A 22,769-nucleotide genomic window follows, 5' to 3' on the forward strand; every position below is an offset into this window, starting at 1 on the left:
AGCGAATCACCCACTTCCCTACTATTGGAAATTATTCTGTTAGCGCCTCAATCCAATCAGCATATTGCTCGCCATAATTGTCATAAACGGGTTGCACGGCTTCTCTCCATGGGGTGATATCATCGACTTCAATAAGTTCGTTTCCATTTTCCTCCACAGCTGCCCTAGCCTCTTCAGTCAACTCAGCCCACGCTTCACGCTGAACTTCTACAGACTCTAATGCAGCTTCTTGAAATGCCTGCTTATCCTCATCGCTTAGTTCATCCCATAGACTTTGAGATGCCAACAGTACTTCTGGTGTGCCTTGATATCCATTAACCGTAAAATAATTTGCTACTTCATAATGATTAGAGGTGTAATAACTCGGGAAATTGTTTTCCGCCCCGTCAATTACTCCTGTTTGCATGGCAGAATATACTTCTCCGTATTCCATTGGAGTAGCAGATGCACCTAACGCTTCCACAATATCAATGGCTAAATCAGACGATTGCACTCGAATTTGAAGGCCCTCCATATCTTCGGGTGTCTCAAGCGGACGCTCTGTATTGTAAAAACTTCTCTCACCAGAATCATAAAATGTTAACCCTACTAAATTAGATCCATCTAACGTACCTAAAAGTTCTTGCCCTACTTCCCCGGTTAACTTTTCCCATTTTTCGTCTTCATCTTCAAATAAATAAGGCATTGAAAGGACACCGATGTCATCAGAGAATTGAGTTAGTGGGATCGCATTCACTCTTGCCAACTCAATTGTACCTAATTGTACTTGCTCAAGTACCTCTGACTCTTCACCCAATTGACCACCGGCAAACACATCAATTTCATAACGGCCATCTGTTTTTTCCTCTACTAAACGAGCAAACTCTAAGTTACCGATAGTAGTTGGATAGTCTTCCGGGTGGTTTTCAGCTAATGTTAAAGTAACAGTTTCAACGTCTTCTCCTGTTTCATTGCCGTTCAATTCTGTAACTTCTTCATCTCCACATGCTGCCAGAATCATTGCCGGTAAAAACATTACCGAAGATATAGTTACTGCTTTTTTATTCATAAAAATGTCCCCCTTTAATTATTTTGTTCACCAAACAAACTACTAAGTTATTGACTATTATATATGTAAGCGTTCTTTTTTGCAAGTGCGTTTCTCAAATAAGATGGTTGTATTAATGAAAAAAACAGCTTAACACCAATATCATGGTTGGTGATACGTATGGTAAAAGGACTAAAATAATGAGATACAACTTTCCCAAACTTTTTGAACACCTTTCTTTCTCAAATAGAAAAATCCCCTGTGAAGATCTTAAAAATTGCCACAGGGGATAATAGTAATAGATGTCCGAGAAGAAAGTGGTTGTTCGAACGATTACGGAAGTTTGATCGTCGATGACAAGTCGCTAAGAATATTTTATTTTACTTGCTGCTTTTTTTGATATAATGTAACGGTACAGATAACACTTAACTAAGAACTTAAGGGGAGTTCGTGATCAACTGATAACTTATTGGGTACGAATCTTATTAATCCTAAACTAATTTGTCCAAGTAACACATTTGACTTGGACATTTCACTTTATTCTTAGTTTGTTTAACTAACAAATTACTAACCCACCACTAAGGAGGAGCTACATGGTTACAGGTGACGGTGCTTATATTAAAAAATTAAATAGAAGTTTAATTCTGAGAGAAATAAATGAAAATGGTATGGTATCAAGAGCTGACTTATCGAAAATAACTGGATTGAACAAAGCAACGATTTCTGTTCAAGTCGCCCAGTTATTAGAAGAAGAATTAATTTATGAGACACAGCAGGAACACCATGTTGTAGGAAGGCGACCGATCATGCTTTCCATTAACCAAGAAGCAGGTCATGTATTAGGAATTGACCTTGATCAAAAAGAAATTCAATTCGCTGTCTCTGATTTATTAGGCAGTCCTGTGTACAGCTGTGAAATTCCACTCGAAACCGATAACTACGAGGAGATTGTTCAGATTCTAATCAACCAGGTAAATAATTGTATTACAAAATGCTCAAATAGCCGTTATGGTTTAGTAAGTGTGGTGATAGGCGTCCACGGTACTGTTAATAAAAGTGAAGAGGTTCGTTTTATTCCCAAATTCCAATGGCACCATAAAAACTTAAGAGCTGATCTTGAGAAGCAATTAAACATACCAATCTCCATTGAAAACAACGCGAATCTATCTGCTTATGCGGAAAAAGTATTTAAACATCATAACTGTGATCATTTACTTACCGTTATTTTAGCCTCAGGCATTGGCGCAGGAACCATCATCGATGGTGAGATTCAGAAAGGGTATCACGGCTATGCTGGCGAAATGGGCCATATGATCATTTATCCAGATGGAACTCCTTGTCAATGTGGGAATTTTGGTTGTTGGGAACGTTATGCTTCCGAAACCAGTCTAACTGGACAATTGTCAACCGCACTAAATAATCCAAGTTTAACGTTTAACGACGTTCGTTTATTGTTGATGGAGAAAGAATCAATCACAAACGACCAGATGGAGCGTTTCATCAAAGATATATCAATAGGAGTTAATAACATCATTAACTTATACAACCCTGAGACTTTAGTGTTAAACAGCGAATTATTGCAAATATACCCTACTGCAATAGAAAAAATTAAACGCAACTTAGTCTCTTCGGTAAGTCAATATCGAGAAATCGTTTTATCCGAACTTGGAAACAAAGCTTGTGTTATGGGGGCCTGTGCATTAGCCATTCAAAGATTTTTGGATATCCCGCAACTAATTTTAGACAAACCGAAGTATCAATTGGTAAACTAAAAAACAAAACTCCCCTATATTTATAAAATCGGGGAGTTCTGTTTTCGTTCCAGCCGTTTTCCAGCCTATGGGATGCATTTGGACAAAGCTCGAGGTAAGAATATTATTTGGAATTACTTAAATACAAAAGTAACGTTTTGCATTTTCATAACAGATCCCTCTTACATACTTTTCAAGTAATGCTCTGCTATTTGGGACTTTCCCTTCTTCTACCCAAGATCCTAGCAGATTACACAAAATCCTTCTGAAATATTCATGCCTAGAAAAAGACAAGAAGCTTCTTGAATCGGTTAGCATCCCAATGAAATTGCTTATTAGCCCAATATTAGCTAGCGTTTTCATTTGATCTTCCATACCATCAATGGTATCATTGTACCACCATGCTGTGCCGAATTGAATTTTCCCTGGCACTTCTGCATTTTGAAAATTACCTGCCATCGCTGCAAGAACATTAAAATCTTTCGCATTCAGGCTGTACAAGATTGTTTTTGGAAGTTTCTCTTTCACTTCTAAGGCATCGAGAAATTTGGCAAGTTTATCAGCAACCATTCTGTCACCAATAGAGTCAAAACCACTGTCGGGTCCAACTTTATTGAACATTCTAGTGTTGTTATTACGCAACGGTCCAATATGAAGTTGCATTGCCCACCCTTTGCCGGCATACAGTTCGCCCAATGTCAGCAATGTATATGTCTTGAACTGCTCAATTTCTACTTCTGTTAATTTCTCACCCTTAAATCGTTTTTCGAATATAGCTGCCGTCTCGTCATGAGTAGCCTCTTCGTAGAACATTACATTAATGCCATGGTCTGAACTTCGACACCCCATCTCGTCAAAAAAATCAACTCGTTTTGCTAACGCATCTAAAAAATCATCGTATTTTTCAATTGAGCTATCTCCTACTCTAGCTAGCTTTTCCACCCAAGAAATAAACTCATCCTTTTCAATAGCTAACCCATTATCCGGTCGAAAAGATGGAGAAATTTTGCATTCATAATTTTCATCCATCATCTTTTGATGGTTCTCTAAGTCGTCTGTTGGATCATCAGTTGTGCCTAGAAACTCAACGTTTTCCTTTTTCAATAGTGATCTTACGGATAGTGCAGGTGTCGCTAATTTTTGCTTTGTTTCTTTCCAAATTGCTGGTGCTGATGCTTCATCTAAAACCGTATCAATATTGAAATACCTTAGCAGCTCCAAATGTGTCCAATGGTACAAAGGATTGCCGAATGTGTTTGGAACCGTTTTCGCCCACGCTAAAAATTTTTCATAATCGTCTTTTTCCCCTGTAATATATGCTTCCTCGACACCATTCGCACGCATTGCTCTCCATTTATAATGATCTCCTGCAAGCCAAATCTCGGATAAATTCGAATAATTTTTATCCTCAAGGATCTCTGCATCATTTAAATGATTATGGTAGTCTATAATTGGTAAATCTTTTGCGAAGTTATAATAAAGCTCTTTTGCTGTTTCATTATATAGCAGAAAATCTTCTGTTATAAATGTTTTCATTGTTTCTTCACCCTCCCCAATATTGTCAAATCATAAATTCAGCAGTTTGTTTATCTTTTGCCAATAAGCCTTATAAACAGTCATCTCCTTGATCTTTTATTTATTATTTTGTTTGATAAACAAACTATTAGTGAACTATCTTCTATTCTATAGGTAACGCATTCCTTTTTCAAGCACTCATCAGTCATTTCACAGAAAGAACCCCAAAGGCATAAACCACGCATCTCTTTTCCTCTGTGCACCAAAATGACGTAAAGGGGGCTGAATAAACGCTTCAATCAGCCTCCCTCGATCAATTTTGTTTACTCCTCTATCTCCTCCACCCTTTCAAGTGTTACAGCTCCAAGCGTTCCTGCCCGTAGTTCTCGCAAAATCAGCTCGGCGACTTTATCGTAATCGACAATCCCGCCTTTGAGCAAAGCGCCACGGTTTTTGCCGATTTCATCAAAGGTGCTACCAAGATCTTCAACATCAACACTCGTTAATTTGTACCGTTCTTCTAGCTTCAATGGATAATGCTCGCTAAAGAAGGTCAGCACAAAGGCAGCGACATCGCCAAAATCAAGAAGCTCGTCCTTGATCGCGCCTGTGGCAGCAAGGCGAAACCCTGTTCGCCGGTCATCAAACTTTGGCCAGAGAATTCCAGGCGTATCCAGGAGCTCCAGCTCGCTTCCGACCTTGATCCACTGCTGCTGCTTCGTCACGCCTGGTCGGTCGCCAACTTTTGCTTGTCGCTTGTTTACCAGACGATTAATGAGCGTCGACTTGCCGACGTTCGGTATCCCTAAAATAACGGCGCGGATGGCTCGTGGCTTCATGCCCTTTGCTTTCCACTTCTCAAACAACGGCGCGGCAAGGGTTCTTGCCGCTTTGGCAATCTCTTTAACGCCTTTTCCTGTTTGCGAATTAATTGCAAGCACTTCTGCGCCACGCCCTCGAAAATAGCGCGCCCATTTTTCTGTCTGCGACGCATCTGCAAGATCGGCCTTATTAAGCAAGACAAGGCGCGGCTTCTCTCCTGTTAATTCGTCAATAATAGGGTTGCGCGAGGATTGAGGCACACGCGCGTCTAGAAGCTCAATGACAACATCAATCATTTTTAGTTTTTCTTTAATTTCCCTGCGCGCTTTGGCCATATGCCCAGGGTACCACTGTATGGTTTTCACACCGATTCACCTACTCATTGTTTACAATTTGTATGTTATCAAACGGCCAAACCACCACATTGGCTCTTCCGATAATTTCTTCCTTGGCGATCGCCCCAATGTCCCGACTATCTTTGCTCAGACGACGGTTATCGCCCATCATAAAGTAATGATCTTCGGGAACTGTTTCATTCCCCGTTAGTTCCTGTAAGGAAAAATCCCCCGTCAGCACTTGCCCGTACAAGCCTTTCTTTAAATCGTCCAAAAATGGCTCTTCTATCGGCTCATCGTTTACGTGAAGTGTATCATCCACATATTCAATTTTTTCACCGGGCAAGCCGATAATGCGCTTAATGTAGTCTTTCCCCCCTGGGGCATGGAATACGACAATGTCAAAGCGCTCCGGCTCACTAATGGAGTACTCGATTTGATTCACAATCATTTTGTCATCCGGTTCAAGCGTCGGCTGCATGGAATGACCGTCTACAACAATAGGAGCAAACAGAAACATACGAACGATAAAAGCCAGCGTAAGAGCGATCATAATGGCTTTCAACCATTCCCATGAGGTGGTTCTTACTTTTTCCAAGCCTGCAGCCTCCTCGTGAAATTCTAGCACTATTTTACCACAGTCTACGCTACGATGTATGAAAAAAGAAGCGCGGGGTTTCCGCGCTTCTTTTTGTCTAGTTCAGCTTTAACGACGAATTTCTTTGATACGTGCTGCTTTTCCACGAAGATTACGAAGATAGTAAAGCTTAGCACGACGTACTTTACCGTAACGCTTCACTTCAATCTTATCGATCTTCGGTGAATGTAATGGGAATGTACGTTCAACGCCTACGCCGTATGAGATTTTTCGCGCGATAAACGTTTCGCTAATTCCAGTTCCACGACGCTTGATTACAACGCCTTCGAAGATCTGGATACGCTCACGTGTACCCTCAACAACCTTTACGTGGATCGTGAGTGTATCACCAGGACGGAAATCCGGGTGGTCCGTACGCAATTGCTCATTAGTGATTTCACGGATAATATTGCTCATCGTATAATTCCCCTCCTTCCGCACAGACATTCTTGCCACAAAAGCTAGCAGCGGAACATCGTAATCCTGCCAACATGAAGTTAGCCACAACCGTTATCATAGCATAGGAAAAGCCCAGTTACAAGAATTGTTTAGATCTTTTTTTGCAAAGGCAACCCAAGGATGGTCAAAACCTCGCCAAGCTTGTCGATAACGAGTTCCGTTAGGGCAAGTCTTCGTTTTTTCTCTTCGTCACTCGCCTTCAGCACGGGGCATTTGGCATAGAAACGGTTATAGGCGCTGGCCAGTTCGTACGCAAATGTACAGAGAAGATTTGGTTCCAAGTCCTGAACAGCTTTGCTGAGGGTTTGATTCCAGCCAGCCAGATGCTTCAGAAGCGCCCGTTCAACTTCTTCCGCCCCGGCAAAACGAGCCTCTGTCGAATGAATACCGGCCTCTTCCGCTTTTTTCAAGATGCTGTTCGCACGCGCAAACGTGTACTCTAAATAAATCCCTGTGTTTCCTGTTACTTGCGTTGCTTCTTCAAGGTCAAACGTTATATCAGACGTCGTATTGTACCGCAGCATATTGTAACGGATCGCTGCCAGTGCAAGTGTTTTCACCGTCTCTTCTTCCGCATCGGGGCTTTGCTTTCGTACGGCTTGCTCCATATGAGCCATCAATTCCTTGATTTTAATGCCGATGCCTTTTCGCCCAGACATTGCGTAGACGTTCTTGCCTTCCTCCGTTTCCAGGCCGAGCATTTGCGCGGTTGACTTGCTCAAGGAGACCACGCCATACGAGACATGATGGAGACGTTCGGCTGATTCTTCATATCCAGCCGCATGTAGAGCTTGTTTAACGACTTGCTGCGGATACTCCTGGCGATAATCGATCACGTTAATGACTTGGTCGCCTCGTCCAAACGGTTGGGATACTCCTTCAGCAACGGTTGTCCAAACTCCATCCGCCTTATAGGCATAGGAGAAATCCGCGTCCAGTAACCCGAACTTCCACATATGGTAGGCAATGTCTTTTGCGGTATACGTCAGGACGCCATTTGAACGCACGAGCACTTTATCGGCCTGGTGCTCTTCTTCCGTATGGTTCGCTTTGGCATCGTTCGTACGCATGACCCAGCAACCTGCCTGCGGTCCGTCTTCTTTTTTTAAGAAAGCCTCCGTTTCTTGAAGTCTCTCAACCGCCATCTTCCAAAAACCTTCATTAAGAATGTTCCGTTCCCAAACGAGCAAATCATAGGAAATGCCAAACTGCCCAAGCTCTTCGACGTGCTCTGTCGCAATCTTGTCCGCAACCGCATAGCCAAGCCAAGACGTGCTGTTGTTTCCTTCCTCCAGCTTGTGAAGAATCTCGTCACGCTTGTCCGTGGCAACCGTCTTCTGATCGTATTGTTCATTAAGCTGTGCGTACACATCCCAACAATAATCACCAAAACGCTTCGCCTCACTCTCCTTGGCCTCTGTATGAAACAGCCCGACGAGCGTATCTGCTAGTTGATTGCCAAGGTCATCTATATAATTATGTACTTCCACATGTTTCCCTGTTGCTTTAAGCAGACGCGCGAGCGTATCGCCAATGCAGGCGTTCCGCAAGTGCCCAATATGCGCGGATTTGTTCGGGTTGATCGAGGTATGTTCAATCAAGACCTTTTCTTGCTTTTCGTCTTCGAAACCCAAATCTTCCCCGTCCGCTTCCATCACCTCGTCCCAGTCCACAAATACATTTAAAAACCCAGGTTTAACAGCCTCGATCGTTGAAATCAGCGGAGCGTTTTGCGTCTCAACGGCTTCCTTTAGTTCTGTTGCAATTTCAAATGGGTTTTTCTTAAGGATGCGAGCGAGTTTTAAGGCAATGCTTGTTGCAAAGTCGCCGTGCGCAAGCTGCTGCGGCTGCTCAAACACAACGGGATGCTCTGCGCCTTTTGTTTTTGTAAGTTCGTCCACAAATGGTTGAACGATGGCCTCTAGCTGCTCTTGCATCATGATCCCTGCTCACCTTACCTTCAATCTTTTGCACAAGTATACCACTTGCGTGTAATCTGTGCGATGCGTTTCTGTGACAGGAATGAGGGTACAACAGACCTGTCCAAAGGCATGACAAAGGAGAGACCCAAAAAAGGCTCTACTCGCTAGGATCTCTTTTAATTTCTTCCAACAACTTCTTCTCTTCATCACTCCATTCATAGCTCTCAAGCATGTCCGGTCGTCTCTCGTACGTTCTGCGCAGCGCTTCTTTTTTTCGCCACGCTTCAATATGGGCATGATGGCCGGAAAGCAGCATCTCCGGGACCTTCATCCCGCGAAAATCAGCTGGACGGGTGTAGTGAGGGTGTTCGAGCAGACCTGTGGAATGAGAATCTGTCACCGCAGATTCATCATTACCAAGAACACCTGGAAGCAGCCGCGTCACGCTATCGGCAATCACCATGGCTCCGAGCTCTCCTCCGGTTAGGACATAGTCTCCAAGAGAGATTTCATCCGTGACGAGATGTTCCCGCACACGCTCATCAAAGCCTTCATAATGCCCGCAAAGAAGCATTAAATGCTCTTCTGAGGCTAGCTCTTCCGCTTTTGCCTGCGTGAAGCGTTCACCTTGCGGACAGAGCATGACAATTCGAGGCTTCGCTTCGTTTCCTTTTGTTAAGGCATCCACAGCATCAAAAATCGGTTGCGGGCTAAGGACCATTCCCGCGCCACCTCCGTACGGATAGTCATCGACCTTCTTATGTTTGTTCGTCGTGTAGGCGCGAAAATCAACGGTTCGAAAGGCAACGGCTCCTCTCTCCTGGGCCTGCTTTAAGATCGATGACCCAAACACACCTGCAAACATCTCTGGAAAAAGCGTCATAACGTCAATCCTCATTCGTCAAGCCCTTCCATCACGTGAACCTGAATGACTCGCTCTTCCACATCTACCTCTTTAATGGCCTCTTCAATATAAGGCAGCAGCAGATCCTTTTTCCCCTTTCTCTGAACGACCCACACATCATTGGCGCCAGTCTCAAAGATTTCTTTGACTTTGCCGAGCTCTTCTCCTTCATCACTTACTACGGTACAGCCAACGATTTCGTGGTGGTAGAATTCATGTTCTTCAAGCTCACTCAGGTCCTTCTTTGAGACAAAGAGAAACTGTCCTTTGTAGCCCTCGACGTCGTTGATGTTATTCATGCCTTCAAATGTCAGCAAATCAAAGTTCTTATGGATCCGGTGAGAACGCACGACCACCTGAACGCCGTCGCTTCTAGCATCAGGGGCAATTTTCAGCGTCGAGCCGGCCGCGTAACGCTCCTCAGCGAAATCCGTGGTAGAAAGAACCCGGACCTCTCCGCGTACGCCATGCGTATTTACGAGCTTTCCGACGTTAAACCAAGTTGTCATCGTCACTTGTCCTACTTTCTTTAAATTCTTGAACACGGCCGTCTTTTACGATCACCTCGACAGAGTCAGTGTCATCCGGCCACGGGTCGCCAATGTCTATGTCTAGGATCATATCAGCGGTGCCTGCATCAAGCTCTGAACCAGTTTCTAGCTTTTGCAGCTGCTGAACGCGAAATGAAACGGTTTCGAGCTTGTCTTTTCGCTTCCTCATTTCGGCCTTATAGCGCGCCCTCACATTCTGCTGTTCTCTTGCCTGTAAATCCTTTGTCGCCTTATGCAACTGAAATTCAAGCTGCTCGAGTTCACGGTTAAGCTGGGTCACTTCTTCCTCAAAGTCCGAAATAATCTCTTGTTTTTTCTTCTCAGTCAGCACATGCTTCACTTTAACTGTTCGAATAAACTTCATCGCTTCACCTCCCCGTTTAAGAAGACGCAAAAAAAGGGAGAGGTCTCCCCCGCCCTTTTATGTCTCACTCGACAATGTCAAGCCGCACTCGCTGATTCTCTTTGCCTGTTGCAGCATAAACAACGGCGCGGATGGCTTTTGCCGTTCGGCCTTGCTTTCCAATCACTTTGCCCATGTCTTCAGGATGAACCGAGAGGCGCAACACTTGCGTCTTGTCCTCAAGAGCTTCGTCAACGTGAACCGAATCCGGATGATCAACAATCGATCTGGCTAGATGTTCAACTAAAGCTTTCATGGCCTCCTCCTTAGGGGGTGATTATTTGCTTGTTTTCTCGTTGTGAAGCTTTTCCATCAGGCCCGCATCTGAGAACAAGTTGCGAACTGTGTCGGAAGGCTTCGCGCCTTTTAGCATCCACTCAAGCGCTTTGTCTTCTTGAAGACTCACTTGCGCCGGTTTTGCGATCGGGTTGTACGTTCCGATCTCTTCAATGAACCGACCATCACGCGGGGAACGAGAATCTGCAACAACTACACGGTAAAATGGGGCTTTTTTAGAACCCATACGTTTTAAACGAATTTTAACAGCCATTTGCTGTACACCTCCAAAAATAATTACACACAATTTTTTATCATATCATCAATTCGTCCATTGCTCAAGTGAAAATGGAGAAGAGATTCCAACCTAAAATGGCATTTTAAAGCCACCGAGGCCTTTGCCTCGTTTCTTGCCTTTTCCAGCTTGCATGCCTGTCATTTGCTTCATCATTTTCTTCATATCTTCAAACTGCTTCAGCAAACGATTGACGTCTTGAATGGTTGTCCCGCTTCCTTTGGCAATGCGCCTGCGGCGACTTCCGTTCAATACGCTCGGCTCCCGCTTTTCCTTTGGCGTCATCGATTTCACAATCGCTTCCACCCGGACAAGCTGCTTGTCATCGACTTTTAAGTCCTTCATGCCTTTCTTTTTCATTCCAGGCATCATGTCAAACAAATCTTCAAGCGGACCCATGCTTTTCACTTGGTCCAGCTGCTCAAGAAAGTCATCGAAGGTAAAATCCATAGTTCGCATTTTTTTCTCAAGCTCACGGGCCTTTTCTTCATCGACATTCGTCTGTGCTTTTTCAATCAGCGACATCACATCGCCCATGCCCAGAATGCGTGAGGCCATTCGCTCTGGATGGAACGGCTCCAGAGCATCAATCTTTTCACCCATACCGGCAAACTTAATCGGCGTGTCGGTAACGGCTTTGATTGAAATCGCCGCGCCACCGCGGGTGTCACCGTCAAGCTTAGTTAGTACGGCTCCCGTCACATCAAGCTGTCCGTTAAAACTCTCCGCTACGTTTACGGCATCTTGACCGGTCATCGCGTCAACGACGAGCAAAATTTCATCCGGATTGACCTCGGTCTTAATTTGTCCAAGCTCTTCCATCAATTCCTCGTCCACATGAAGACGTCCGGCCGTATCGATGATGACGTAGTCTTGATGTTCTTCTTTTGCTTTCGCTATCGCCTGTTTGGCAATCTCCACGGGGCTCACTTGATCGCCAAGGGAAAAAACCGGCATGTTCAGCTGTTTACCCAGTGTTTCAAGCTGATTGATCGCAGCTGGGCGGTAGACGTCAGCGGCCACAAGCAAAGGCGAGCGGTTATGCTTTTTCCGCAAATGGTTGGCAACCTTTGCCGTCGTCGTTGTCTTCCCAGCCCCTTGCAGGCCAACCATCATGACAACAGTAGGCGACTTGCTCGCAACGGCAATCTTGCTTTGCTCGCCTCCCATTAATTCAGTGAGCTCTTCGTTGACGACCTTGATAACTTGCTGACCAGGGGTTAAACTCTTCATCACTTCTTGACCAAGTGCTTTTTCTCTCACACTTGCAATAAACTGCTTGACGACTTTAAAGTTAACGTCTGCTTCAAGGAGGGCCAGCCGGACTTCACGCATCATTTCTTTGACGTCCTGCTCGCTCACTTTCCCTTTTCCTCGGATCTTCGTTAACGTATCTTGCAGGCGTGCGGCGAGTCCTTCAAATGCCATTTGATCGCCTCCTACTCAAGCTTCTCTACGCGTTCAACAAGCACGCGGCACTTCCTTTGATCCGAACCACTCTCAAGTGCGTGACGCAACTCCTTTAAGAGTATGCGGCGCTCTTCAAACTTTGCAAGCAGTTTCAGCTTCTGCTCGTATCCTTCCAACATCGTTTCCGTGCGGCGAATATTATCATAAACTGCCTGGCGGCTCACCTCGAATTCCTCAGCAATCTCACCTAAGGAAAAATCGTCCAGGTAATAAAGCGACATATAATTACGCTGCTTTTCTGTTAACAAGGCGTGATAAAAATCAAACAAATAGTTCATGCGAAGCGTCTTATCAAGCATGTCCTTTGCCCCTTGTTAAGTGAATTCCCTTTACGAATACCCATATTACCCTAAGCGGGATTGGGTGTCAAGTTTTTTTCTTAACATAGAGAGATGAATGGCTGCAAGAACATCCCCTACTCTGCTTTCTCATCCTCCTCTTCAATCATATCCTTAAATAATCCATACACAAACTGCTCTGCATCAAAAGGCTGAAGGTCATTTTTTTGCTCACCAAGACCAATGAACTTAACCGGCAAGTCGAGCTCTTGACGAATGGCCATCACAATTCCACCCTTGGCGGTTCCATCGAGCTTCGTTAACACGAGGCCACTGACATCGGTCGCCTGGCCGAACGTTTTTGCTTGGGACATTGCGTTTTGCCCGGTGGTGGCATCGAGCACAAGCAACACCTCATGTGGGGCCCCCGGTATTTCTTTTTCAATGACTCGCTTCACCTTTGCCAGCTCATTCATCAAATTCACTTTGTTTTGCAGTCGCCCGGCTGTATCACAAATCAGGACGTCGGCTTTGCGGGAGCGAGCGGCGGCAATAGCGTCGTACATCACTGCAGCCGGGTCGGAGCCGGCCTGTTGCTTGATCACCGGGACGTCTACACGTTCGCCCCACACATCAAGCTGCTCAATCGCTCCAGCACGAAACGTATCGCCGGCAGCCAGAATCACACTCTTCCCCTGCTCCTTCAAGTAGTGGGAAAGCTTGCCGATGGACGTTGTTTTCCCAACCCCATTTACGCCGACAACGAGGATAACGGTAAGCCCGTCCGCTTGCAGGTTTAAAGCCGTGTCTTCCCCATCCTTCTCAAGCAGTTCGGCGAGCTTTTCGGAAATCACCGGCTGAATATCCTTCGTATCTTTGATATTGCGTTGGCGCACTTCGTCTTTGAGCTCATCAATCAGTGTCATAACGGTGGTGACCCCAACGTCAGCGCCAATCAGTACCTCTTCAAGTTCTTCGAAAAAATCTTCATCCACTTTCCGGTAGCGATAGACGAGATCATTCATTTTTCCTGCAAAGGATGAGCGAGTTTTCTCAAGCCCGGTTTTAAATTTGTCCGTGACTTCCGTGGTTTGTTCTGTCATTTTGTTTTTTAACTTTTTAAAGAAGCTCATTCGTTTTCCTCCCTATTTTTTGTTCCATTAAATCCTTTGTTTCTTCTAATCGGACCGATACGAGTCTTGAAACGCCCGATTCCTCCATGGTGACGCCGTACAAGACATCCGCTTTCTCCATCGTCCCTTTTCTATGGGTAATAACGATGAACTGAGTCCGCTCTGAAAAGTCTTTCAAGTACTGGGCGAAGCGACTCACATTGGCTTCATCAAGAGCGGCCTCCACTTCATCGAGCACACAGAAAGGCACAGGACGAACGTGCAAAATGGCAAAAAGAAGTGCAATCGCCGTTAACGCGCGTTCTCCGCCCGATAAGAGTCCCAACAGCTGGCGTTTCTTTCCTGGTGGCCTGGCGATGATGTCAATTCCTGTGTTCAACGAGTCTTTTTCATTTGTAAGCACAAGGTCGGCCTCTCCTCCACCAAAAAGAGCCGTGAACACATGTTGGAAGTGGTACCTCACCTGGACAAACGTTTCGCTAAAGCGCTTGGTCATTTCTGTATCCATTTCGTCAATCACTTGATACAGCGTCTCCCTTGCTTCCTGCAAGTCTTCCCGTTGATTGTTTAAAAATTCGTGGCGTTCACGAACACGTTCGTATTCGTCAATCGCGCCCAGGTTGACGGTACCAAGCTCTTCAATGGAGAGCTTGATGAGCTTTAGCTTCGTCCGGGTGGCATCAAGCTCCTCTTCAAGAGGATACTGTTCGCTTGCGGCTTCATACGAAAGCTCATACTCTTCGCGCAACCGCGAAAGACGGTTTTCGAGGTCAACGTCAAGGCGGTTTACCCGTACTTCCAGACGCTGGCTTTCATCAAGCAAGTAGCTATACTCCCCTTGCTCAGCCTTTGTCTTCTCCTCTAGCTGCTCATAATCCCGATCGAGTTCAATCTGGGCCTCCTCCAATTGTGTGAGTTCCTGCGTTATGGATTCCTTTAGAGTCCGTCCTTCCTCAATTTTCTCCATTAACGATTCGCGGGAGGCTGTGCGCTCACCACCGGCAGTATGCAGGAGCGCATATTCCTCTTTGGCATTCATGAGTTCCCGACTCGTTGCCTCCAACGCTTCTGCTCTTTGCTGGACCTGCCACTGGGCGTGCTCCGCCTGTTGAGCCACCTCTGCTTGCTTCACCTTAAGTTCGGTTTGCTCTTTTCGCAACGTTTCTTTGGATTGCTGCTCAATTTCAAGCTGCTCATTGAGCTGCTCAATCGCTTCCTCCAGCTCCGCCGTGCGCTCATTCGCATTTTTTTCCTCTGTGGTCAACGCTTCCAGACGAGCTTCAAGCGTCGTTCTTTCCTCGGCATACTCCGCCTCCTGCCTCCCGTAGCGTTTAGCCTCTTGGCTCGTAGCCGAAGCCTCTGCCTCGACCTGTGTGAACGCGCTTTGCGTGGCCTCCAACTGCCCACGTTTGCTGCTTTGTTCTTCACGTGCTCTTTCCAACTGCTGCGCTAGCTCTTGAAGCTGCGCTTTTCCTTGCTGGACGGCTTTCTCAAGTTTTTGAACCGAAGCCTCCATCTTCACTTTCTTTTGCTGGACTTCTTCACGCTCGCGCTTACGACTAAGGAGGGATGACTGCTTCTGCTTCACGCTTCCACCTGTCATCGCCCCCCCTGGGTTCACAAGGTCCCCGTCAAGCGTTACCACACGGTAGCGATGATGCAGCTTTCTCGCTAAATGGTTCGCTGCTTGTAAATGCTTTGCAACAACCGTCGTACCGAGCAGGTTCTGGGCAATCGCTTGATAGCGTGAATCTGTTTCGATAAGCTCTGCGGCCACACCTATAAAACCCTCTTCATTTTGCAGACTTTGCTCCCCAGCATCTGGGAGATGGCGTGGCTTAATTGTGGAGAGTGGCAAAAACGTGGCACGCCCAAGCCGTCGCTGCTTTAAAAACTGAATGGCCTCGCGTGCCGCATGTTCCTCCTCCACTACAACATGTTGAGCGGCGGCCCCGAGAGCAACTTCGATCGCGGTTTCGTAGTCTTTTGGTACTTTCATAAGCTCTGCAACCGCCCCAATAATTCCATTCTTGGACGTATCGCGTTCTTTCAAAATCTCTTTTACGCCTTGAAAGAAACCGGAAAACTCCGCTTCCATCTCGGCAAGTACATCTTCGCGTGCCGTTATTTTTTGCAGCAAGCCGTACGCTTCATAAAGCTTAGCCTCTTGCTTATAGTAGCGATCCCTTGTTGCTTCTTCCTGTCGCGTCGTCTCCTGTAACGTCTGTACAGTTTTTTCATAAACATCTTTATTGACTTGAACTTGCTGCTTTGCTTCCCGTAAGCGTTCATTAAGGTACTGCTGCTTCTCTAGCAGTGCTTTGCCCTCATTCTCAGCCCGGCGTGTGCTTCTCTCGCGCTGCATTTTTTGTTCTTCCAAATAGCGACGCTCATTGCGAATTGAGGCTTGTTCGTTCAACGCTTCAATATAATCACTTTTGGCATCATCCAGCTCATTTGCAAGATTTTCTTTGGTTGAAAACAGAGCGGCCTCTACGGCCTCTAGCGATTTCTTGACCGCTTGCAATTCTTTTTGATGTGTTTGAAAGACGTCATTCTCACGCTCATAGCTCGACCGTAACTCTTTCTCCCGTGCTTCTTTTTCTTGAATGGTGCGTGAGAGCTGGTTTTCGGTGTGCTGAGCGTTTTTTTGACGTTCCGCTAAAATTCCACGCTTGCCTTCATTTTTCTCCAGCTCTTCGCTAATACGAAGACGCTCATTCTGGGCAGTTGTGACGTCCACTTGCAGCTTGGAAGAGCGCTCTCGGTACTCACGTAGTGTTGTTTCTGCCTCCTCAAGTGTCTTGGAACGAGTTTCAAGCCGGCTTTTTAAACTACGAAGCTTTTCCGATTCTACAGACCAACGGCCGTGCAAGTCTTGAATTTCGCTTGTAATCACTTGAATATCAAGCCTTTTTTCTTGGTCCTGCTTTTCGAGAAACTCCTTGGCAATCGAGGCCTGCTCCTTCAGGGGCTCGACTTGTTCGTTAAGCTCGTTTAAAACATCGGCCACCCGCTGCAAGTTCTCCTCGGTTTGGGCCAGACGCTTTTCTGCCTTGATTTTACGTGTCTTGTATTTGAGAACGCCCGCCGCCTCTTCAAAAATGACCCTGCGGTCCTCGGCTTTGCTGCTTAAAATCTCTTCAATTTTCCCTTGTCCGATAATCGAATAGGCTTCACGTCCAAGGCCCGAGTCAAGAAATAAATCAACAATATCTTTTAATCGGCAAGGCTGGCGATTGATCAAGTACTCACTCTCACCCGAACGATAGACGCGGCGAGTCACGTTTACTTCACTATATTCAACAGCTAGATGCTCATCTTCATTGTCGAGAACGAGCGTCACCTCGGCAACGTTTACAGCCCGTCTCGAATCACTCCCGGCAAAAATAATGTCCTCCATCTTTGCCCCACGCAAAGAACGTGCGCTTTGCTCCCCGAGCACCCAGCGAACGCTGTCTGAGATATTGCTTTTTCCACTTCCATTTGGCCCGACAACCGCCGTGACCCCCTGGACAAAATCGATATGTATTGGTTCTGCAAAAGACTTAAATCCTTTGACTTCAAGTCGCTTGAGGAACATCGCACATCTCCTCACTTTCCTTCGCTAACCCTATTATTTTACCATAAGCCAAAACCTAATAGGTAGATTAAAAAGCGCAGGCGGGTTGATCAAAAGCACGCACTTTGGAAGGCCTGACAAAAGAAAACCAACCTTTGATTTCGTTGTCAGGACTGAAAAATCTCGAGCTTCTACCCGCCGGAGCTGGATTCCACTAAAAAGCTAGGCGGCCGTCCAAAACCTTCCTTTGATCCTTTTCTTCCTCAGCCTCTGATGTATTTCATCAATTCAGTTGGTGTCTCGCCCATTTCATGATAAAGTATGACTATGTTTCTTAGAAAAAGGAGGGGTCGGGGATGAGTGATTCATTATCAAAAGAAGAACTGGATCGAATGCTTGATGAAATGAAAAAAAAGCTTAATATTGTTAATACAAGCGTGCTGACGACGAAAGATATGGACTCATCGAAACATGATGATTTCAAAGCCTTACATACGCACGTGATGCGACAGCCGTCATTTTCCATAGGAGAAATGGACGAAATTGTGCAAGAGCTTGGCAACTTGCGGAAAGCGTAGAAGGACAAACCAGAAAAAGGGGAGCGAGCTCGCTCCCCTTTTTCTAGTTTCCTTTACGGTTTAGTCTAAGTAGCGCTTGCTGGGCAGCAAGCTGTTCGGCTTCTTTTTTAGAGCGTCCCGAACCTGTTCCAATCGTCTTGCCATTGAGCTGAACCTCAGAAACAAACTCTCGGTCGTGCGCCGGTCCTCGTTCCTGAGCAATGATATATTTCAGTTGCCCGCGATTGTCCCGTTGAACAAACTCCTGAAGCTGACTTTTGAAATCCATCTTGTAGGTGAAAGCACCTTCTTTAATCTTCGGATACATCACCTGCGAAAGAAAAACATAGACAGCCTCCAACCCTTGATCAAGATACAACGCACCTATAAAGGCCTCAAATACATCTGCTAAAAGCGCTGGTCGTGTTCTTCCTCCGGTGACTTCCTCGCCTTTTCCAAGCAACACAAGGCGCCCGAAATCCAATTCCTCTGCAAAACGTGCAAGTGAAGGCTCACAAACGATGGAGGCGCGCAGCTTTGTCATATCCCCTTCGCTCATGCCTTTGTACGCTTTAAAAAGGTATTGGGAAACGGCGAGCTCTAAAACCGCGTCTCCAAGAAACTCAAGACGCTCATTATCTGAAGATGAAAGAATACGCTGTTCGTTTACGTAGGAGGAGTGAGTAAAAGCTTGAATCAACAGCTTCCGGTTTTCAAACGTCAGCCCCGTTCGCACAAGGAGGTCGTCAAATTCTCGCTTTTGCGCTTCACTAAGCTCGATTCGCCGCTGTTTTTTTCTGCGCTCAGAATGCGGCTTTGCCTTACGATGATTCTTTGATGATTGTGCCATAGGCAACCTCCAACTATAGATGATTAAGGCATGACTCATTCGTAATCATCCAACTTTCTTAAAAAATGATCTCTGTTGATTGTACCAGATTCAGCCTCGGTTGTGCGAGCGCAATTGTGAGAAGATATGGTACGTAAAGCCTAGCTAAAGATGAGAAAAACCCGCCCTTCAATCAGGGCGAGCTAATGTATTATTGATTGTTGTTTATGTAATCAACAACATCTTGAACTGTTGCGATTTTTTCAGCGTCCTCGTCAGCGATTTCCATATCAAACTCGTCCTCAAGTTCCATGACAAGTTCAACCACATCAAGAGAATCTGCTTTTAGGTCTTCTTTAAAAGAAGCCTCAAGCTTGACCTCTGATTCTTCAACACCAAGACGATCAACGATAATTTTCGTTACTTTCTCCATCACATCTGCCACGTGTTTCACCTCCCCTCCAGAGTAAACTGCCCACAAAGTCTAACTCTAAAAAATTGTACAGACAACCCCCACCCGTGTCAACTACGAAAGGCGGAGGCGGGTTGCTCAGAAGTGAGAATTTTGGAGGCCTGACAAAAGAAATCCCGGTTTTGGCTAACGCTTGCCAGGACGAAAAATCTCGAGCTTCTACCCGCCGGAGCTAGATCGGACGAAAGGCGGAGGCGGGTCGCTCAGCTGGAAACCCGATACTACGTTACCTCCTAAGGCATCACTATTCCACCATCTACATGCAAGGTCTGGCCTGTCATGTAAGCAGAATCCTCACTCGCAAGAAAGCGGACCACTCGCGCAATTTGTTCAGGTTCGCCAAGTTTGGCTAAAGGAATTTGTGAAAGCAGCCCTTCCTTTATATCTTCCCCAAGCTCATCCGTCATTTCTGTAGTGATAAATCCCGGTGCAATGGCATTGACTAGAATATTGCGACCTGCCAGTTCACGAGCAAGGGATTTGGTTAAGCCAATGACACCAGCCTTTGCGGCCACATAATTGGCTTGTCCTGGGTTGCCCATAACCCCTACCACCGATGAGACGTTGATGATGCGTCCAGAACGCTGCTTCATCATCGGGCGGCTAGCGGCCTTCGCACAGTTGAACACGCCTTTTAAATTCGTATCAATTACTTGATCCCATTCATCCTCTTTCATGCGCATTAGTAAATTGTCACGTGTAATGCCGGCGTTATTGACCAGAATGTCAAGAGCGCCGAATGCTTTCGTCGTCTCTTTCATCATAGCCCCAACTTGTTCCGCGTTTGCCACGTCTGCCTGATAGGCAAAGGCATCTGAACCCGCTTCTTTAATTTCTTGTACCACTTCTTCAGCAAGTGACTGATTTCCTGCATAGTTGACGACCACTTTTGCTCCGTGGCTCGCAAGTTCCATCGCAATCGCCCGGCCAATGCCACGCGAGGCTCCTGTGACGATGGCTGTTTTTCCCGTTAGCATATTATCCCTCTTCCTTTCGTGCCTGGATCAATGTCTCAAGCGAACTTCGGTCGTTGACCGCATGAGCTTTCGCGGAGCGATCGATTTTTCGTACTAAGCCAGTGAGTACGCTTCCTGTCCCAATTTCAACAAATGTATCCACGCCTAGGTCGATCATGCGCTCAATGCTCTCCTGCCAGCGCACGGGGGAAGAAACTTGTTCCGCTAACAGGGCGCGAATAGTCTCCGGCGCATGAACAACATCCGCAGTGACGTTCGCTACGAGAGGGACCATCGGCATATCAATCGTTGCACGATGAAGCACCTCTTCAAGCTTCTCTGCCGCCGGTTCCATCAAAGAGGAATGAAACGGTCCGCTAACCGCAAGCGGCATCACGCGTCTGGCACCCGCTTCTTTCGCTTTTGCTGAAGCTTGTTCGACACCTTCTGCGCTTCCGGAGATTACAACTTGACCAGGACAATTCAGGTTGGCTAGGTCGACAACCTCCCCTCCGGCAGAGATTTCTTCTGTAATGCCAGTTAGAACAGGAGCGTCGAGACCAAGTACAGCGGCCATCGCGCCCTGGCCCGTAGGAACAGCTTCTTCCATAAATGTCCCTCTCTGGTGCACGATCTGTACAGCATCTTTAAGCGCCATCGATTCGCTTGCTACAAGAGCGCTGTATTCCCCAAGGCTATGACCAGCCACGTAATCGGCACGGATGCCCGCCTCGTGTACGAGTGCAAGCAGCGCAGCACTCATGGTGACAAGTGCAGGCTGTGCGTTTGAAGTCTGCCGAAGTTCCTCTTCCGGCCCATTGAACATGACGTTGCTTAGGCTGAAATCAAGGGCCTCATCCGCCAGCTCAAACACGTGTTTTGCGAGGGGTTCATTCTCCATGAGCTCCCTTCCCATGCCCACCTTTTGCGAACCTTGTCCTGGAAACAAAAATGCTATTTTCCCCATTTCTTCCTCACCGTCCGTTCTTTAATAAAGGTACGTCTCTCAATTACGTTTGCCTAAATTGGATTCAATCACTGCAGTTACGTTATTTTCCACCATTTCTTTTGCCTGGCGTATGGCGTGGAAAACAGCGTTCGCATCCGAAGATCCGTGAGCTTTGATCAGCGGAGCCTTAAGACCATACAAGCCGGCACCTCCGTACTCGGAATAATCAAGCTTAGCTTGAAGCGACTTAAAGCGGGGTTTCAGCGTAGCGGCCGCAAGTTTAGAAGACCAAGAGGACATCAGCTCCTCCTTGAGCATCGAAAACATCATTTTGGCCGTGCCCTCGACGGTTTTCAAAACGAGATTGCCAGAAAACCCGTCACATACCGCAACATCACAAACGCCGTCAAGCAAATCTCTCGCTTCCACATTGCCGATGAAATGCACATCTGCTTCCTCTAGCAAGGCAAAGGCTCCCTTCGTTAGCTCCGTCCCTTTGCCGCCTTCGGTTCCCACATTCAATAATCCAATCCTTGGTTTCGCAACCCTGCGAACTTGCTGCATATAAGCGTTGCCGATCACCGCGTATTGAAGCAAGTGCTCGGGACGGGCCTCCATATTGGCCCCGACATCCAAAAGCAAAAAGCCTGAACCCTCTCTGGTAGGCAGCATCGGTGAAAGAGCAGGGCGGTCAACGCTCGGAATCCGCCCGAGGTGAAGCAACCCGGCCGTCATTAATGCACCTGTATTTCCCGAAGAAATCGCTGCGTCTGCCCGCCCTTCCTTTACCTCTCTGACTGCCAAGACCATCGAGGCGTCTTTTTTGCGGCGAACAGCCGTTGTAGGCTTATCGGTATCGTCAATTTTTTCTTCTGTATGTAGAACGGACACGCGCTTGTGTTCCGTTAAGTGTTCAGCGATTTTCTTTTGATCTCCGACAAGAGTAATTGAGAGGTCCTCATATTCGTTTGCCGCACGTATGGCCGCGTTCACCTGTGCGTGCGGGGCGTTGTCGCCGCCCATGGCGTCCAGTGAAATTTTCAATGTTCTCTCTCCTTCTCTGGGGCCTCTATGTCATTCGAACGGAACATGACAAACTCACCAGCAAAAACGAGCTCTTCTCCAACATAGCTCATTACAGAAACAACCGTGCGCTCTCTTTCTGTCTTTTTGGCCTCTGCCTTGGCAATGACTCTCTCCCCAGCTCTCACTTGTCTCGTGAATTGAATCCCTGCTTTTGAGGTTAAGGCAAGTTCATCGTTAATAAGCGCAACTGCTAAAGAATTGGCCTGCGCAAAAAGGTGATGCCCTCTAGCGATACCTGAACGGGCAAACACCTGATCCTCACGCACATCAAAAATCGAAATCGCCCGCTTGTCCAACTGCAAATCTACCATTTCACCAAAAACTTCATCAGGCGAAAGGGAAATAACGGAATCGCGCTGCTGTGTCGCCACATCTTTAATCCGCTCTCGAAGTTCTGGGATCCCTTGCTCCATGCGATCGAGCCGTATGGTCTGAATGCTAACAGAAAAACGATCAGCGAGCTGCTCATCGGTCATAAATGGATTTTCTTCGAGCGTTTCCTGTAGCAGTCGCTGACGCTCCTTCTTTTTCCGCTTCATCTTTCACACCGCCCACGCTTAAATTATATGACTAGGTACTA

Annotated in this window: 23 protein-coding genes; 2 read left to right on the forward strand and 21 right to left on the reverse strand. The window is 46.5% G+C overall.

The annotated features are described in order from the left end of the window. Nucleotides 1-31 precede the first annotated feature (31 nt). Nucleotides 32-1,048, reverse strand: coding sequence for a TRAP transporter substrate-binding protein (locus tag AVZ68_RS11135; protein WP_059104635.1), 1,017 nt, complete (start codon nt 1,046-1,048; stop codon nt 32-34). A gap of 572 nt (nt 1,049-1,620) precedes the next feature. Here AVZ68_RS11135 and AVZ68_RS11140 point away from each other — a divergent pair. Next, nucleotides 1,621-2,799, forward strand: coding sequence for an ROK family transcriptional regulator (locus tag AVZ68_RS11140; protein WP_059104636.1), 1,179 nt, complete (start codon nt 1,621-1,623; stop codon nt 2,797-2,799). 117 nt (nt 2,800-2,916) lie between these two features. Here the strand turns inward: AVZ68_RS11140 and uxaC are convergent, their stop codons facing one another. From uxaC to smc, 14 genes are all read right to left on the reverse strand, one after another. After that, the gene (gene uxaC, locus AVZ68_RS11145) at nt 2,917-4,314 is read right to left on the reverse strand and encodes a glucuronate isomerase (RefSeq protein ID WP_059104637.1); all 1,398 of its coding nucleotides are present in this window, start codon (nt 4,312-4,314) and stop codon (nt 2,917-2,919) included. Between the two features lie 302 nt (nt 4,315-4,616). Beyond that, a complete protein-coding gene (gene ylqF, locus AVZ68_RS11150; protein WP_082676525.1) occupies nt 4,617-5,480 on the reverse strand; it encodes a ribosome biogenesis GTPase YlqF in 864 nt (287 codons plus the stop codon). 10 nt (nt 5,481-5,490) lie between these two features. Further along, entirely contained in the window at nt 5,491-6,048 is a 558-nt protein-coding gene (lepB, locus tag AVZ68_RS11155) for a signal peptidase I (protein ID WP_245628113.1), read from the reverse strand. 108 nt (nt 6,049-6,156) lie between these two features. Continuing rightward, a complete protein-coding gene (gene rplS / locus AVZ68_RS11160) occupies nt 6,157-6,504 on the reverse strand; it encodes a 50S ribosomal protein L19 (RefSeq protein ID WP_059104638.1) in 348 nt (115 codons plus the stop codon). Between the two features lie 131 nt (nt 6,505-6,635). Continuing rightward, a complete protein-coding gene (locus AVZ68_RS11165; RefSeq protein WP_059104639.1) occupies nt 6,636-8,486 on the reverse strand; it encodes an arginine--tRNA ligase in 1,851 nt (616 codons plus the stop codon). A gap of 139 nt (nt 8,487-8,625) precedes the next feature. After that, on the reverse strand, nt 8,626-9,366 hold the full coding sequence (gene trmD, locus AVZ68_RS11170; protein ID WP_059104640.1) for a tRNA (guanosine(37)-N1)-methyltransferase TrmD: 741 nt from the start codon (nt 9,364-9,366) through the stop codon (nt 8,626-8,628). Beyond that, a complete protein-coding gene (gene rimM / locus AVZ68_RS11175) occupies nt 9,363-9,881 on the reverse strand; it encodes a ribosome maturation factor RimM (RefSeq protein ID WP_059104641.1) in 519 nt (172 codons plus the stop codon). The genes trmD and rimM overlap by 4 nt, the downstream gene beginning before the upstream one ends. After that, a complete protein-coding gene (locus AVZ68_RS11180) occupies nt 9,865-10,287 on the reverse strand; it encodes a YlqD family protein (RefSeq protein ID WP_059104642.1) in 423 nt (140 codons plus the stop codon). Before AVZ68_RS11180 ends, rimM begins: the two co-directional genes overlap by 17 nt. Before the next feature lie 64 nt (nt 10,288-10,351). Beyond that, a complete protein-coding gene (locus AVZ68_RS11185; protein WP_059104643.1) occupies nt 10,352-10,582 on the reverse strand; it encodes a KH domain-containing protein in 231 nt (76 codons plus the stop codon). Between the two features lie 21 nt (nt 10,583-10,603). Further along, the gene (gene rpsP / locus AVZ68_RS11190; RefSeq protein ID WP_059104644.1) at nt 10,604-10,876 is read right to left on the reverse strand and encodes a 30S ribosomal protein S16; all 273 of its coding nucleotides are present in this window, start codon (nt 10,874-10,876) and stop codon (nt 10,604-10,606) included. 93 nt (nt 10,877-10,969) lie between these two features. Then, a complete protein-coding gene (gene ffh, locus AVZ68_RS11195) occupies nt 10,970-12,325 on the reverse strand; it encodes a signal recognition particle protein (RefSeq protein WP_059104645.1) in 1,356 nt (451 codons plus the stop codon). A gap of 11 nt (nt 12,326-12,336) precedes the next feature. Beyond that, nucleotides 12,337-12,666 carry a putative DNA-binding protein gene (locus tag AVZ68_RS11200; RefSeq protein ID WP_059104646.1) on the reverse strand — a complete coding sequence of 110 codons (330 nt, stop codon included), beginning with the start codon at nt 12,664-12,666 and terminating at the stop codon, nt 12,337-12,339. 116 nt (nt 12,667-12,782) lie between these two features. Beyond that, nucleotides 12,783-13,778 carry a signal recognition particle-docking protein FtsY gene (ftsY, locus tag AVZ68_RS11205; RefSeq protein WP_059104647.1) on the reverse strand — a complete coding sequence of 332 codons (996 nt, stop codon included), beginning with the start codon at nt 13,776-13,778 and terminating at the stop codon, nt 12,783-12,785. Continuing rightward, nucleotides 13,765-17,361 (reverse strand): chromosome segregation protein SMC, encoded by a 3,597-nt coding sequence (gene smc, locus AVZ68_RS11210; protein WP_059104648.1) that lies wholly within the window; start codon nt 17,359-17,361, stop codon nt 13,765-13,767. The genes ftsY and smc overlap by 14 nt, the downstream gene beginning before the upstream one ends. Before the next feature lie 335 nt (nt 17,362-17,696). Here smc and AVZ68_RS11215 point away from each other — a divergent pair, with 335 nt between their 5' ends. Beyond that, complete coding sequence (locus AVZ68_RS11215; protein ID WP_059104649.1) at nt 17,697-17,918, forward strand: DUF1128 domain-containing protein; 222 nt, start codon at nt 17,697-17,699, stop codon at nt 17,916-17,918. Between the two features lie 43 nt (nt 17,919-17,961). On the opposite strand, the gene rnc is transcribed toward AVZ68_RS11215, so the two are convergent. The 6 genes from rnc to fapR form a co-directional block, all read right to left on the reverse strand. Next, the gene (rnc, locus tag AVZ68_RS11220; RefSeq protein ID WP_059104650.1) at nt 17,962-18,747 is read right to left on the reverse strand and encodes a ribonuclease III; all 786 of its coding nucleotides are present in this window, start codon (nt 18,745-18,747) and stop codon (nt 17,962-17,964) included. A gap of 190 nt (nt 18,748-18,937) precedes the next feature. Further along, nucleotides 18,938-19,171, reverse strand: coding sequence for an acyl carrier protein (gene acpP, locus AVZ68_RS11225; RefSeq protein WP_059104651.1), 234 nt, complete (start codon nt 19,169-19,171; stop codon nt 18,938-18,940). A 260-nt stretch (nt 19,172-19,431) separates the two neighbouring features. Then, nucleotides 19,432-20,175: a 3-oxoacyl-[acyl-carrier-protein] reductase gene (gene fabG / locus AVZ68_RS11230; protein ID WP_059104652.1), complete on the reverse strand. Its 744-nt coding sequence runs from the start codon at nt 20,173-20,175 to the stop codon at nt 19,432-19,434. Nucleotide 20,176: 1 nt separating this feature from the next. Continuing rightward, nucleotides 20,177-21,121: an ACP S-malonyltransferase gene (gene fabD / locus AVZ68_RS11235; RefSeq protein ID WP_059104653.1), complete on the reverse strand. Its 945-nt coding sequence runs from the start codon at nt 21,119-21,121 to the stop codon at nt 20,177-20,179. Between the two features lie 39 nt (nt 21,122-21,160). Further along, on the reverse strand, nt 21,161-22,147 hold the full coding sequence (gene plsX, locus AVZ68_RS11240) for a phosphate acyltransferase PlsX (RefSeq protein WP_059104654.1): 987 nt from the start codon (nt 22,145-22,147) through the stop codon (nt 21,161-21,163). Continuing rightward, a complete protein-coding gene (fapR, locus tag AVZ68_RS11245; RefSeq protein WP_059104655.1) occupies nt 22,144-22,728 on the reverse strand; it encodes a transcription factor FapR in 585 nt (194 codons plus the stop codon). Before fapR ends, plsX begins: the two co-directional genes overlap by 4 nt. Nucleotides 22,729-22,769 lie beyond the last annotated feature (41 nt).

This window comes from Shouchella shacheensis (assembly GCF_001484965.1).
Lineage (GTDB): Bacteria > Bacillota > Bacilli > Bacillales > Bacillaceae_D > Shouchella > Shouchella shacheensis.